Annotated in this window: 16 protein-coding genes; 2 read left to right on the top strand and 14 right to left on the bottom strand. The window is 69.8% G+C overall.

The window, feature by feature from the left end; all coding sequences use genetic code 11:
- Nucleotides 1-93: 93 nt before the first annotated feature.
- From EDM22_RS15440 to prmC, 14 genes are all read right to left on the bottom strand, one after another.
- Nucleotides 94-855 (bottom strand): YaaA family protein, encoded by a 762-nt coding sequence (locus EDM22_RS15440; RefSeq protein WP_122937980.1) that lies wholly within the window; start codon nt 853-855, stop codon nt 94-96.
- On the bottom strand, nt 855-1,427 hold the full coding sequence (locus EDM22_RS15435; RefSeq protein ID WP_122937979.1) for a P-loop nucleotide/nucleoside kinase family protein: 573 nt from the start codon (nt 1,425-1,427) through the stop codon (nt 855-857). Before EDM22_RS15435 ends, EDM22_RS15440 begins: the two co-directional genes overlap by 1 nt.
- Before the next feature lie 9 nt (nt 1,428-1,436).
- Nucleotides 1,437-1,697 carry a F0F1 ATP synthase subunit epsilon gene (locus EDM22_RS15430; RefSeq protein WP_122937978.1) on the bottom strand — a complete coding sequence of 87 codons (261 nt, stop codon included), beginning with the start codon at nt 1,695-1,697 and terminating at the stop codon, nt 1,437-1,439.
- A 2-nt stretch (nt 1,698-1,699) separates the two neighbouring features.
- Nucleotides 1,700-3,157: a F0F1 ATP synthase subunit beta gene (gene atpD, locus EDM22_RS15425; protein WP_122937977.1), complete on the bottom strand. Its 1,458-nt coding sequence runs from the start codon at nt 3,155-3,157 to the stop codon at nt 1,700-1,702.
- A 27-nt stretch (nt 3,158-3,184) separates the two neighbouring features.
- Nucleotides 3,185-4,087, bottom strand: a complete 903-nt coding sequence (locus tag EDM22_RS15420; protein ID WP_122937976.1) for a F0F1 ATP synthase subunit gamma — start codon at nt 4,085-4,087, stop codon at nt 3,185-3,187.
- 91 nt (nt 4,088-4,178) lie between these two features.
- A complete protein-coding gene (gene atpA / locus EDM22_RS15415) occupies nt 4,179-5,816 on the bottom strand; it encodes a F0F1 ATP synthase subunit alpha (protein WP_122937975.1) in 1,638 nt (545 codons plus the stop codon).
- Nucleotides 5,817-5,893: 77 nt separating this feature from the next.
- Nucleotides 5,894-6,688, bottom strand: coding sequence for a F0F1 ATP synthase subunit delta (locus EDM22_RS15410; protein ID WP_122937974.1), 795 nt, complete (start codon nt 6,686-6,688; stop codon nt 5,894-5,896).
- 3 nt (nt 6,689-6,691) lie between these two features.
- The gene (locus EDM22_RS15405) at nt 6,692-7,261 is read right to left on the bottom strand and encodes a F0F1 ATP synthase subunit B (protein ID WP_122937973.1); all 570 of its coding nucleotides are present in this window, start codon (nt 7,259-7,261) and stop codon (nt 6,692-6,694) included.
- 28 nt (nt 7,262-7,289) lie between these two features.
- Complete coding sequence (gene atpE / locus EDM22_RS15400; protein ID WP_122937972.1) at nt 7,290-7,523, bottom strand: ATP synthase F0 subunit C; 234 nt, start codon at nt 7,521-7,523, stop codon at nt 7,290-7,292.
- A gap of 45 nt (nt 7,524-7,568) precedes the next feature.
- A complete protein-coding gene (atpB, locus tag EDM22_RS15395) occupies nt 7,569-8,366 on the bottom strand; it encodes a F0F1 ATP synthase subunit A (protein WP_122937971.1) in 798 nt (265 codons plus the stop codon).
- 216 nt (nt 8,367-8,582) lie between these two features.
- Nucleotides 8,583-9,062: a Cg1360 family ATP-synthase-associated protein gene (locus tag EDM22_RS15390; RefSeq protein ID WP_122937970.1), complete on the bottom strand. Its 480-nt coding sequence runs from the start codon at nt 9,060-9,062 to the stop codon at nt 8,583-8,585.
- On the bottom strand, nt 9,059-10,333 hold the full coding sequence (locus EDM22_RS15385; protein ID WP_122937969.1) for an MraY family glycosyltransferase: 1,275 nt from the start codon (nt 10,331-10,333) through the stop codon (nt 9,059-9,061). The genes EDM22_RS15390 and EDM22_RS15385 overlap by 4 nt, the downstream gene beginning before the upstream one ends.
- Entirely contained in the window at nt 10,330-11,142 is an 813-nt protein-coding gene (locus EDM22_RS15380) for an L-threonylcarbamoyladenylate synthase (RefSeq protein ID WP_122937968.1), read from the bottom strand. The genes EDM22_RS15385 and EDM22_RS15380 overlap by 4 nt, the downstream gene beginning before the upstream one ends.
- A 121-nt stretch (nt 11,143-11,263) precedes the next feature.
- On the bottom strand, nt 11,264-12,112 hold the full coding sequence (gene prmC / locus EDM22_RS15375; protein WP_245989441.1) for a peptide chain release factor N(5)-glutamine methyltransferase: 849 nt from the start codon (nt 12,110-12,112) through the stop codon (nt 11,264-11,266).
- A 139-nt stretch (nt 12,113-12,251) separates the two neighbouring features.
- On the opposite strand from prmC, the gene cysK reads away from it, so the two are divergent.
- On the top strand, nt 12,252-13,187 hold the full coding sequence (cysK, locus tag EDM22_RS15370) for a cysteine synthase A (RefSeq protein WP_122937966.1): 936 nt from the start codon (nt 12,252-12,254) through the stop codon (nt 13,185-13,187).
- 4 nt (nt 13,188-13,191) lie between these two features.
- Complete coding sequence (gene epsC / locus EDM22_RS15365; RefSeq protein WP_122937965.1) at nt 13,192-13,770, top strand: serine O-acetyltransferase EpsC; 579 nt, start codon at nt 13,192-13,194, stop codon at nt 13,768-13,770.
- Nucleotides 13,771-13,962 lie beyond the last annotated feature (192 nt).

Genomic DNA, 13,962 nt, shown 5'->3' with positions numbered 1-13,962 from the left:
TCGGGCGGCGGTCCGGGAGTGCGGGCCGCGCGCGCCGAGCCCCTGGGCGGGGGCCCGCCGGCGCCCCAGGCGGCGGCGCGGCTCGCGGACGCGTCAGGCCGCGACGAGCTCGAGTTCGTCGGCGGCGCCACGCGGCACCGAACCTGCCTCGAGCCGGTAGCCGGCCCCGGCTGCCCACTCGAGCAGGTCGGCGGTCGTGCTCAGGGCGGGCCGCTGCTCGAGCAACGATCTCGTGAAGAGCCCCTTGGTGCGCTTGTTGAAGTGGTTGAGCGCCCGGCGCCGCCCAGCGTCGTCGACCGCCACGATCCGCACGAACACGGAGTTCTCGCGTCTCGGGGAGGGGCCCAGGTCCACGTAGCCCTCGGAACGCAGGTCCACGATGAGGTCGCCGCGGCCGGCCAACTCGCCACCGACAGGCCCGCGCCAGCGAGCCTTCAGACGCACACCGGGCAGCCGGGAATCGTGCGACAGCCGATACGCGGGAATGCGGTCGAGTGCGCCGACCAGCCCGAAGAGCGCGGAGTGCACCGCCACCGTGCGAGCCGCGTACTCCCGCGCGGGCCCATCGAGGCTTGCGGCATCGAGGGCGTCATAGAGCACGCCCGTGTAGCGGTCGAGTGCGGGCATCGTCGGGGACTCGAGCAACGTGCGATTCCGCGCCACCTCGGCGGACTGACGCGAACCGAGCTTCAGCGCCCGCATCGCGGCATCCGGATCGGCGGCGAGGGCGACCGTGGCCTCGATCACCTCGGCTCGGGCGTCACCCAGCGACGGGAACGCCAGATCGCCGAGAACGACGGGGCCACCGTCACCACCGTCGCGCTTGGTCTCCGACGGCGGCAGCAGGAGCAGCACTACGAACCGATGAAGGCGAGCGCCGCCTCGACGTTGACGCCGAGCGGCTCCACGCTGTCGATCGTCACCCGCGGCAATGCCGACGAGGGACCGGTCCACGGAGCGTAGCCCTCGAGGCTCTGCTCGACGGCACGCCAGGTCGTCTCCTCGAGGTGCGGGAGACCGCGCTCACGCTTCTCGAGGCGCGCGCGATGCACGGACTCGTCGGAGCACACGACCTCGATCACCCGGAGGCGCACGTCCGCGCGATCCGCGAGGTCGCGCCACTGCAGCCGCGCCGCCTCGGCCGCGTTCACGGCGTCGACGATCACGGTGCGACCGGAACCGAGTTCCTTCTCGGCGATCTCCTCGGCGACGAGATACGCCGCGAGGCCGGTCGGCTGGTCGGCGTCGATCCCCGCGCGAAGGATCGCGGACTCGATCGGGTCGACGGAGACGACCGTGGCGCCGAGGCGGGCGCCGACGATCTCCCCGATCGTCGACTTGCCCGCACCCGGCAGCCCGGCCATGACGATGAGCTGGGTGACCGTGAGGTCACCGAACTGGCGGTCGATCGGCTGCTCCCCCGGCATCCGGAACCCCTATGCGAGCGAGGCGCGCGAGGCCACGACCTGCACGTCGTTCGAGTGCACCGAGAGGAAGCCGTCTTCCGCATTGGCGGTGATCTTCTCACCACCGGGCAGGGTGACACGCACCTCGCCGCCGGCGAGGATTGCGAGCATCGGCTCGTGACCCGGCAGGATGCCGATCTCGCCTTCGACGGTGCGAGCCACCACCATGGAGGCCTCGCCCGACCAGACTTCCTGGTCGGCTGAGACGACGCTCACGTTGAGGGCGGCCATGCTCAGCCGTTCTCCTTCTGGATCTGCGCCCACTTCTCCTCGACGTCGGAGATGGGTCCGACGTTGAAGAAGGCCTGCTCGGCGACGTGGTCGAAGTCACCGCGGGCGATCGCGTCGAACGACTCGATCGTGTCCTTCAGCGGCACCGTGGAGCCCTCGACACCCGTGAACTTCTTGGCCATGTAGGTGTTCTGCGAGAGGAACTGCTGGATGCGGCGCGCACGCGACACCGTGATCTTGTCCTCCTCGGAGAGCTCGTCGACACCGAGGATCGCGATGATCTCCTGCAGCTCCTTGTTCTTCTGGAGGATCTGCTTGACGGTGGTCGCGACGCGGTAGTGGTCCTCGCCCAGGTAGCGGGGGTCGAGGATGCGCGACGTCGAGGTCAGCGGGTCGACCGCAGGGTACAGACCACGCGACGCGATCTCGCGGGAGAGCTCGGTCGTCGCGTCGAGGTGCGCGAACGTCGTCGCCGGAGCCGGGTCGGTGTAGTCGTCGGCCGGCACGTAGATCGCCTGCAGCGAGGTGATCGAGTGGCCGCGCGTCGAGGTGATGCGCTCCTGGAGCACGCCCATCTCGTCGGCGAGGTTCGGCTGGTAGCCCACCGCGGACGGCATGCGGCCGAGCAGCGTCGAGACCTCGGAGCCGGCCTGCGTGAATCGGAAGATGTTGTCGATGAAGAGCAGGACGTCCTGTCCCTGCACGTCGCGGAAGTACTCGGCCATGGTGAGGGCCGACAGGGCGACGCGGAGACGCGTTCCCGGCGGCTCGTCCATCTGGCCGAAGACGAGGGCGGTCTTGTCGAAGACGCCCGCCTCCTCCATCTCGTGGATGAGGTCGTTGCCCTCACGAGTGCGCTCGCCGACACCGGCGAACACCGAGACACCGCCGTGGTCCTGCGCGACGCGCTGGATCATCTCCTGGATGAGGACGGTCTTGCCGACGCCCGCACCGCCGAAGAGGCCGATCTTTCCACCCTGCACGTACGGGGTGAGGAGGTCGATGACCTTGATGCCGGTCTCGAACAGCTGGGTCTTCGACTCGAGCTGGTCGAACGCCGGAGGCTTGCGGTGGATCGGCCAGCGCTCCGTGATCTCGATCGTCTCGCCGGGGACGCCGTTGAGCACCTCGCCGATGACGTTGAACACCTTGCCCTTGGTGACGTCGCCGACGGGCACCGAGATCGCAGCGCCGGTGTCACGGACCTCCTGGCCGCGGACGAGGCCGTCGGTCGGCTTCAGGGCGATCGCGCGCACGACGTCGTCGCCGAGGTGCTGCGCGACCTCCAGGGTGATCTCGTTCGACTCGTCGCCGATCGTGATCGTGGTCTTGAGCGCGTTGTAGATCTCGGGGATCGAGTCGTGCGGGAACTCGATGTCGACGACGGGTCCGGTGACGCGGGCGATGCGTCCGACGGCACCCGTCTCGTTCTGGACTGGCGCGGTGGCGGTGTCAGTCATGTTCTCTTCCTTCTGGCTGAATCTTGGCTACTTGGCGGAGGAGAGCGCGTCCGCTCCACCCACGATTTCTGCGATCTGCTGCGTGATCTCGGACTGCCGCGCCTCGTTCGCGAGACGGGTGTAGTCCTTGATGAGCTTGTCGGCGTTGTCGGTCGCCGACTTCATGGCCTTCTGCGTCGCGGCGTGCTTCGCGGCGGCCGACTGCAGCATCGCGTTGAAGATGCGGCTCTCGATGTAGACCGGCAGCAGCCCGTCGAGCACCGTCTCGGCATCCGGCTCGAACTCGTACAGCGGGAACACCTCGTTCTTGGCGTCGGGCTCCTCCTCGCCCTCGACGACCTCGAGGGGCAGCAGGCGGGTGACGACGGGAACCTGGGTGATGCGGCTCACGAAGCGGTTGTAGACGATGTGGATCTCGTCGACGCCGCCGTCTGCGGCATCCCGCAGGAACGCCTCGAGCACCGCGTCGCTGATCTCCTTGGCGGTATCGAACAGCGGGCTGTCGGTGCCGCCGATCCAACTGCGCTCGTAGTCGCGACGGCGGAACGAGAAGTACCCGACCGACTTGCGGCCGACGAGGAAGTACACGACCTCCTTGCCCTGGCTGCGGAGCAGCTCGGTGAGCTCCTCGGCTTCGCGCAGCACCTGCGAGTTGAAGGCGCCCGCGAGACCGCGGTCGGAGCTGAAGATCACGATCGCGGCCCGGTCGACGCGCTCGGGCTCGGTCGTGAGCACGTGCGCGACGTTCGAGTAGCTCGCGACGGCCGACACCGCGCGGGTGATCGCGTTGGAGTACGGCGTGGATGCCGCGACCCGCGCCTGGGCCTTCTGGATCCGCGAGGCCGAGATGAGCTCCATCGCTCGCGTGATCTTCTTGGTCGTCTGCGCCGACTTGATCTTCTGGCGGTAGACCCGAAGCTGCGCTCCCATGTTTCTCCTGTGTCCTGACTTCCTGACTCTGAGGCTCTCGGCGAGGCCGGCACGGCCGGTTCCCCGAGAGCCTCAGGGAACCTGGAATCGACTAGCGGCGACCCTTGACGATCTTCTCCTGGACGACTTCCTCTTCGGCGATCGCCTCGAACTTCTCCGAGCCGACCGACGCGAGCGGCTTGCCCTCGCCCGTCTGGAACTCCTGCTTGAAGCGGTCGACCTCGCTCTCGAGGGTGGCGACGGTCTCGTCGGAGAGCACGTTGGTGTCGCGGAGATCCGTGAGCACCGTGGTGTTGCGGCCGAGGTAGTCGAGGAACTCGCGCTCGAAGCGCAGGATGTCCTCGACGGGAACCTCGTCGAGCTTGCCGTTGGTGCCCGCCCAGATGGAGACGACCTGCTCCTCGACGGGGTACGGCGAGTACTGCGGCTGCTTGAGGAGCTCGGTGAGGCGGGCGCCGCGGGCGAGCTGGCGACGGCTCGTCGCGTCGAGGTCGGACGCGAACATCGCGAACGCCTCGAGCGAGCGGTACTGTGCGAGCTCGAGCTTCAGCGTTCCCGAGACCTTCTTGATCGACTTGACCTGTGCGTCACCGCCGACTCGCGAGACCGAGATGCCCACGTCGACCGCCGGACGCTGGTTGGCGTTGAAGAGGTCGGACTGGAGGAAGATCTGGCCGTCGGTGATCGAGATCACGTTGGTCGGGATGTAGGCCGAGACGTCGTTCGCCTTGGTCTCGATGATCGGCAGGCCGGTCATCGAGCCGGCGCCGAGCTCGTCGGAGAGCTTGGCGCAACGCTCGAGCAGACGGGAGTGCAGGTAGAAGACGTCGCCGGGGTACGCCTCGCGTCCCGGCGGGCGGCGGAGCAGCAGCGACACGGCGCGGTAGGCCTCGGCCTGCTTCGACAGGTCGTCGAAGATGATCAGGACGTGCTTCGAGTCGTACATCCAGTGCTGGCCGATGGCCGAGCCGGTGTACGGCGCGAGGTACTTGAAGCCGGCGGGGTCGGAGGCCGGCGAGGCGACGATGGTGGTGTACTCCATCGCACCCGCGTCCTCGAGGGCGCCCTTGACGCCCGCGATGGTCGAGCCCTTCTGGCCGATCGCGACGTAGATGCAGCGGACCTGCTTGTTCGGGTCGCCCGACTCCCAGTTCGCCTTCTGGTTGATGATCGTGTCGATGGCGATGGCGGTCTTGCCGGTCTGGCGGTCGCCGATGATGAGCTGGCGCTGGCCACGGCCCACCGGGATCATCGCGTCGATCGCCTTGATGCCGGTCTGCAGCGGCTCGTGCACCGACTTGCGCTGCATGACGCCGGGAGCCTGGAGCTCGAGGGCGCGGCGGCCGTCGGTCGCGATCTCGCCGAGACCGTCGATCGGGTTGCCGAGGGGGTCGACGACGCGGCCGAGGTAGCCCTCGCCGACGGGCACCGAGAGGACCTCGCCCGTGCGGGTCACCTCCATGCCCTCCTCGATGCCGGTGAACTCACCGAGCACCACGACGCCGATCTCGTCCTCGTCGAGGTTCAGCGCGAGGCCGAGCGTGCCGTCGGCGAAGCGCACGAGCTCGTTCGCCATGACCGAGGGCAGGCCCTCGACGTGTGCGATCCCATCGGCGGCGTCGGTGACGTACCCGACCTCGGTCTTCTGCGCAGCGCCCGGCTCGTAGGCCGCGGCGAACTCCGAGAGAGCCGAGCGGATCTCGTCGGGGCTGATGGAGAGTTCTGCCATTGTCTTTCCCTTTTCTGTACCGGGTGTACAGCTACTGGTGTGTCGCGGCGCAGGACGCCGGTCGTGTTCCTCCGGCGTCAGCCGGCAAGCTTCTGCCTCAGCAAGCTGAGGCGCGAGGCGACGCTGCCGTCGATGACGTCGTCGCCGATCTGCACGCGGACCCCGCCGAGCAGGGAGGGGTCGACGATGGTGTCGAATCGGATGCGGCGGCCCGCCTGCGCGGCGAGGCCCTGCTCGAGGCGAGCGAGCTGCGCGGCGTCGAGCGGCACGGCCGAGGTGACCGTGGCCACCTCGAATCCGCGCTGGTCGGCGACGACGGATGCCGCGTAGCGGAGCATCTCGCCGATGCGGCGGCCCCGGGGCTGCCGCACGAGGTGACCCACGATCACGACCGTCGCCGGGTCGGCCTTGCCCGCGAGCAGCCGGTCGACGACCTTCGCCTTCGTCGCGGTGGCCCCGAGCTTCGAGCCGAGCGCGAGCTCGAGCTCCGAGTCGGATGCCACGGCGCGCTCGAACGCGAGCAGCTCCGCGTCGACCTGCACGCCCTCGCCCGCCGCGTCGGCCGCGACCCGGAAGCCCAGCTCCTCGAGCCCGGCGAGGAAGTCCTCGCCCGACGACCAGCGGCTCGACGCCGCGCTCACGAGGAGCGAGGTCGCGCCGGCCGACAGCTTGTCGCCGAACACGGCCGCGATGAGCGCATGCTTCTGCGCGGCATCCGCCTCATTGTCGATGAGGGCGCTGCGCAGGTGATGCGCGCCGCCGATGGCCCGGCTTGCCGCGAGGAGGTCCTCGGCGACCGTGAGGTCGGCCCGGCCGAGCTCGGCGAGCGCCGCTCGCGTTCCGGCGAGGGCCCCTCTCGTTGCGCTACCCATGGACTACTTCTTCCCTCCCGCGGCGGCCTGCTCGGACGCCTCGAGGTCGGCGAGGAAGCGGTCGACGACGGCCTTGGCCTTCGCGTCGTCGGACAGCGACTCGCCGATGACGCCCGACGCGAGGTCGATGGCGATGGTGCCCACCTCGGACCGGAGCGAGACGAGGGCCGACTGGCGCTCCGCCTCGATCTGCGCCTGCGCGCTCGCGGTGACGCGGGCGGCCTCGGTGGTGGCCTGGTCCTTCGCCTCGGCGACGATCTTCTTGCCGTCCTCGCGGGCGGCCTCGCGGATGCGCCCCGCCTCGGCGCGCGCGTCGGCGAGCTGGGCGGTGTACTCCTCGAGGGCGGCCTCGGCCTTGCGCTGGGCCTCGTCGGCCTTCGCGATGTTGCCCTCGATCGCCTCTGCGCGCTCATCGAGGAGCGTCTGCATGCGAGGCAGCACGTAGCGCCAGAAGAAGATGAGGATGATGACGAAGCAGACCGTCGACCAGATGAGGTCGTACGACTCCGGAAGGACCGGGTTCGGGGTCGCTTCGCCGCCCTCGGTTGCAGCTCTCAGTACTGCGTGCAGCACATTGGCCTCCTCAGTTGCGGCGGGGCGATCAGACGAAGATGAAGTAGGTCGCGATACCGATGAAGGCGAGCGCCTCGGTGAAGGCGATGCCGATCCACATCAGGACCTGGAGACGACCGGCGAGCTCGGGCTGGCGAGCCACGCCCTCGATCGTCTTGCCGACGACGATGCCCACGCCGATGGCCGGGCCGATGGCAGCGAGGCCGTATCCGACGGTCGCGATGTTTCCATCGAGTGCAGCGAGAACGGTGGTTGCGTCCACGTTGGGTTTTCCTTTCCTAGGGATGATTCGGGCGGGCGCCCGGGCTCAGTGCTCCTCCGCCACCGCGAGCTGGATGTAGACCGCGGTGAGGAGCGCGAAGACGTAGGCCTGCAGGACTGCGACGAGGATCTCGAACAGCGTGAACGCGAGGCCGAAGGCCAGCGTGCCCGCGCCGAGCAGGGTGTACCAGCCGCCGAGGTTGAAGACGAAGAACTGCGTGGCCGCGAAGAAGAGCACGAGCAGGAGGTGCCCGACGATCATGTTCATCATGAGTCGCAGGGTGAGCGTGATCGGGCGGATGATGAAGGTCGAGATGAACTCGATGGGCGTGACGATGATGTACACCGGCCACGGAACGCCCGACGGGAACAGGGAGTTCTTGAAGAAGTTCTTGGGGCTCTTCTTGATGCCCGCGTAGATGAACGTGATGTAGGCGACGATCGCGAGCACGAGCGGCACGCCGATCACCGAGGTGCCGGCGATGTTCAGCCCCGGGATCACACCGGTGATGTTCATGAACAGCACGAGGAAGAAGATCGTGGTGAGGATCGGCAGGAATCGCTTGCCGTCCTTCTTGCCGAGCAGGTCGTCGGCGATGTTGACGCGAACGAGGTCGAGTCCCATCTCGACGAGGCTCTGGAAGCGCCCGGGCACGACGCGCATGCGACGCGTGCCGAGCCAGAAGACCAGCAGCAGTGCGAGGACCGCAACCCAGCGGACCAGGATGATGCGGTTGACCTCGAAGTCCGTGCCCTCGAACAGGAGCGGCCCTGGGAAGAATTCCAGGATCGACGGCCCGTGGAATTCACCATCATCGGTTGAAATCGGAACCAGCAGGTTCACAGCGTTAGCTAGCAGCGCTATCTCCTGTTTCGGGGCGTGGAGCGAGGCTCTCGCGTCGACGAACATCGGACTGGTTTCCGCACATGCCGGAGCAGGCGAAAACCGGGGGGATCTCCATCACTCTAGCAAGAGAATGGTCCGCCACACGAATCACTACAGCGTGTAGAAGAGATGTGGTGCGGGAATCATGCCGGATGCGGCATCCGCCACGCTCGATCAGTCGTCGGTCGGGGCCTTCGGGAGCTCGACGTCGCTCGCGTACGGCATGCGAGATCGCGCGACCACGAGCACGTCCACGACGAGCGAGGCGATCACCCCGGCGACGATGCTGAGGAACAGCACGGTGGGGTTCAGCCAGTCGGCATCGCGCAGCACCACGACGAGCACGATGAAGAGGATGAACTTGAGCAGCCACCCGCCGAGCACGATGCCGAAGAAGATGCCGACGAACACATCGCTGTCGGCGAACCGGTTGGCGAGCAGGATGCTGGCGCCCGTGATGCCCATGAACACCACGGCCATGAGGGTGCCCACGAGCGCGCTCACGAGGCCCTCGGTGCCGGCGAAGACGTAGCCGAGCACGCCGCCGACGACCGCGATGATGCCGGCGATGAGGCCGCCCCAGCGCAGGGCCCGGCCGAGCACCGGGTTCGACGTGGGCGTGCGATCGGCGCGTTCGGGGGATGCGGCGGTCATGGGGCTCCTGTTCGGGTGTCGCCGGATGCCACGGGCTGCTCCAAGTCGGCCGACGGCGGTCGGGCCTCGAGCTCGTCGAGCACGGGCGAGTAGGGCGGGGAGTCGTCGGCCTCGGCGGCGACCGTCTGGCGCTTGCGGCGTCCGAGGGGCGCGAGCGTGAACGCGGCGCAGACGAGGAAGCCGATGCCGAGGATGAGGAACGCCCAGCCCGAGGGGATGCCGAAGTACACCGGGAAGACGAAGGTGAGGAGGCATCCGACGGACGCGACGGCCGTCCAGCCGTAGAAGATCAGCACGGCGTGGAGGTGGGAGTGGCCCATGTCGAGCAGGCGGTGGTGGAGGTGCTTGCGATCCGCCGCGAACGGCGACTTGCCGGCGCGCAGGCGGCGCACGACGGCGAGGCCGAAGTCGAGCAGCGGGATGATGAGCACCGCGAACGGCAGGATGATCGGGATGAACGCCGGAAAGAGCTCGCCGAGCTCGAGCGACGCGGGATTGATCTGGCCGGTCACGGCGATGGCCGAGGTGGCCATGAGCAGGCCCACGAGCAGCGCGCCCGCGTCGCCCATGAAGAGCTTCGCCGGATGCCAGTTGAGCACGAGGAACCCGGCGCAGGCGCCGACCACGACGACGGCGATGAGCGAGGCGAGGTTGAAGTAGTTGAGCGGCGACGTCTTCTGCACCAGCAGGTAGGTGTAGACGAAGAAGACGCCGTTCGCGATGAGGGCGACGCCCGCGACGAGCCCGTCGAGCCCGTCGATGAAGTTGATGGCGTTCATGACGAGCACGATCGTGAAGACGGTGATCGTCGCGCTCATCCACGAGGAGCCGACGGTGATCCCGCCGTCGGGGCCGCCGATGGGCAGCGACACGATCGACACGCCCTGCCAGGCGATGAGGCCCGCGGCGATGAACTGGCCCGCGAGCTTCGTCATCCAGTCGAGGTCCCAGATGTCGTCGGCGACGCCGATCGCGACGATGAGCGCGGCGGCGGCGAGGATCGAGAGCACCTGGCTGCGGTCCTGGAAGATGATCGAGATGTTCGCGAAGCGGGCGATGCCGAGGGACGACACGAAGGCCGCCGCCCCGAACGCCGCGAGGATGCCCACGAACATCGCGATGCCGCCGAGGCGCGGCGTCGGCCGGGTGTGCACGTCGCGTTCGCGGATCTTCGGGTACAGCCGGTACTTGAGGCTGAGCTTCCAGACGAGCAGCGACCCGGCGAAGGTGACGAGCGCGGCGACCAGCGCGAGCGCGACGAACAGCGTCATGAGGCGGCGGCGTCCGTGGGGTGGGGTTCGGGCTCGGCGGGCTCGGCCGCGAGGTCGTCGGATGCCGCGGACTCCACGTCGTCCGTTGCGGGCGGCTGCGGCTGCAGCTGCTCGCCCGCCGGCGCGAGCAGCTCCTCGCCGACGACCGCGGCGATGCGCTCACGGGAGATGACGCCGGCGCGCACGATGCGCAGCACTCCCCCGTCGGCGCCGAGGCCGGTCGCGTCGACGATCGTCGACGACGTGTCGCCCGGTCGCTCGCCGATCGCCTCGTAGCCGACGCCCGCCGGCCCGCCGTCGAGGTAGACGGCGACGCGGTCGCCGAGCATCTCGGCGGCGTCCTGGGCGGTCGTGGCCGACGGCATGCCCGAGAGGTTCGCCGACGACACGGCGAGCGGGCCCGTCTCCGAGAGGAGCTCGAGCGCGATCGGGTTCGCCGGCATCCGCAGCGCCACGGTGCCGCGCGTCTCGCCGAGGTCCCACTGCAGCGACGACTGCGCGCGCAGGATCACGGTGAGGCCGCCGGGCCAGAACTCCTCGACGAGCTGCCGCACGGCGTCGGGCACCTCGCTCGCGAGCGCGTCGAGCGTGGGGATGCCCGGGATGAGCACGGGCGGCGGCGAGGTGCGCTCGCGGCCCTTCGCCTCGAGCAGGCGCTGCACCGCCGTGGGGTCGAAGGCGTCGGCCGCGACCCCGTAGACGGTGTCGGTGGGGATGACGACGAGCTCGCCGCTGCCGATGGCGCGGCGGGCGAGACGCATTCCGGCAAGCAGCTGGGATTCGACCGAACAGTCGTGGATGGCAGTCATGACCGGTCGATTCTAGTGCAGCGCCCGCACCGCGGACTGGGCGTCCGCGGCGCGGCGATCGTGGCCGAGCGCGGGCCGGCGACGAGAGCGGATGCCACGGCGCGGCGCCCGCGGCATCCGCTCAGCGCAGTGCCGTGGTGGCCCGGTCGCGGGTGGTCAGGTCGCGGTGGTGCGCGATCGCGCGCCAACCGTCGGCCGCGAGCACCTCGGCGATCGCCGCGGACTGCGCCTCGCCGTGCTCGATCACGAGGGTGCCGCCCGGGTGCAGCAGCGCGCGGGCCCGCCGCGACAGCACCCGCACCACGTCGAGGCCGTCGGGCCCGCCGTAGAGCGCGTGCTCGGGGTCGTAGAGGCGCACCTCGGGGTCGCGCGGGATCGCGCCGAGCGGGATGTACGGCGGGTTCGAGATGACGACCGCGGCCCGGCCGTCGAGCTCGGGCAGCGCGTCGGCGAGGTCGCCGAAGACGAGCTGCAGGTTGGGCGCGGCGACGGCGGCGACGTTGCGCCGGGTCCACGCGAAGGCCTCGGGCGAGTTCTCGACCGCCCACACGCGGGCGTGCGGCACCTCGGTGGCGAGGGCCAGCGCGATGGCGCCGCTGCCCGACCCGAGGTCCAGCGCGATCGGCTCGGGCTCCGCTGCGGCGCGGAGCGCGTCGATCGCGAGCTGGGCGACCTGCTCCGTCTCGGGCCGCGGCACGAAGACGCCCGGACCCACGACGAGCTCGAGGGAGCGGAACGCGGCCGTGCCGGTGAGGTGCTGCAGCGGCTCGCGCCGGGCGCGGCGTTCGACGAGCGACGCGAGCGTCGCGGCATCCGCCTCGCCCACCTCGCCGCCCATGACGACGCGTGCCTGCACACCGCCGCGCGAGAGCCCGAGCACGTGCCCGAGCAGCAGCTCGGCGTCCACGTCGGGGTCGGGCACGCCGGCCGTGGCGAGCGCCTCGACGATCTCGGACCGGAGCTCGCCGATCGGGCGCGGACCGAGGGACGGCGGGGTTGCATTCACGCAATGGAATGTAACCCACTCGCTGGTGCGCCGCCCCGCCCGTAGGCTGGGGCGCGGCACGACGCCGCCCATGAACCGGCCGTCACGAACAGGGGAAGCACCAATGGCGCAGGTCTACGACAACATCACGCAGGTCTTCGGGCGCACGCCGCTCGTCCGCCTCAACCGCCTCACCGAGGGCGCCGGTGCGACGGTGCTCGCGAAGCTCGAGTTCTACAACCCCTCCGCGAGCGTGAAGGACCGCCTCGGCGTCGGCATCGTCGACGCGGCCGAGGCCTCCGGGGAGCTCAAGCCCGGCGGCACCATCGTCGAGGGCACGAGCGGCAACACCGGCATCGCGCTCGCGATGATCGGCGCGGCCCGCGGCTACAAGGTCGTCATCGCGATGCCCGAGACCATGAGCAAGGAGCGCCGCGCGCTGCTGCGCGCCTACGGCGCCGAGCTCTTGCTCACCCCGGGCGCCGAGGGCATGAAGGGCGCCGTCGCCCGCGCCGAGCAGATCGCCGCCGAGCGGCCCGGCGCCGTGCTCGCGCGCCAGTTCGACAACCAGGCGAACGTCGAGATCCACCGCCGCACCACGGCCGAGGAGATCTGGAACGACACCGACGGCGGCGTCGACATCTTCGTGTCCGGCATCGGCACGGGCGGCACGCTCTCGGGCGTCGGCCAGGTGCTCAAGGAGCGCAAGCCCGAGGTGAAGATCGTGGGCGTCGAGCCCGAGGAGTCGCCGATCCTCAACGGCGGCAACCCCGGCCCGCACAAGATCCAGGGCATCGGCGCGAACTTCGTGCCCTCCATCCTCGATCGCGACGTCTACGACGAGATCATCGACGTGAACATCGCCACGGCGGTCGCCACGGCGCGTCGCCTCGGCGTCGAGGAGGGCATCCTCGGCGGCATCTCGTCGGGTGCGACCGTGCACGCCGCGGTCGAGCTCGCCAAGCGTCCCGAGAACGCGGGCAAGACGATCGTCGTGATCGTCGCGAGCTACGGCGAGCGGTACCTGTCGACGGTGCTCTACGAAGATCTGCTTGACTGATCGGGTGCCGATCCTCCGATCCCTGAAGGAAGACCTCGCCACCGCCCGGGCGCACGACCCAGCCGCCCGCAGCGATGTCGAGGTCTTCCTCGCGTACTCGGGGCTGCACGCCATCTGGACGTACCGGCTCACCCACCGGCTGTGGATCGCCGGCTGGTACCTGCCGGCGCGGCTGGTCTCCCAGTTCGCGCGGTTCCTCACGGGCATCGAGATCCACCCCGGCGCCACCCTCGGCCGGCGGTTCTTCATCGACCACGGCATGGGCGTCGTGATCGGCGAGACCGCCGTCGTGGGCGACGACGTGATGCTCTACCACGGCGTCACGCTCGGCGGCAAGGCGCCGCGGGGCACGCCGAGGGGTGCGAAGCGGCATCCGACCCTCGGCGACGGCGTCACCGTGGGCGCCGGCGCCAAGGTGCTCGGCAACATCACGATCGGCGGCTGGAGCGCGATCGGCGCGAACGCCGTCGTCACGAAGGACGCTCCCCCGCACTCGCTGCTCGTGGGGGTGCCCGCGAGCGTGCGCCCGCTGTCGCATGCCACCGCCGACGCGGCGCGCGGCGTGCACGACTGGCACATCTGACGCGGGCGGCGGATGCTGCCGGCTCGCGCCGCGCCGGCTGGCCGCGGTGAGCCGCGCCGCGCTGTGTCACGACGACAGGACGGCGCGCCGCACCGGTCACGACGACAGGACGACACGCCGCGGAACACGAGGCGCGCGCCTGTTCTCAGTGCACCGCTCGTCGGGCTCGACCCGGCGGGCACGGTCACCGGA

The organism is Agromyces tardus, from assembly GCF_003710805.1.
GTDB lineage: Bacteria > Actinomycetota > Actinomycetes > Actinomycetales > Microbacteriaceae > Agromyces > Agromyces tardus.
Note: the sequence above shows the minus strand (reverse complement) of the source record. Positions and strands in the feature narration are given on the sequence as shown.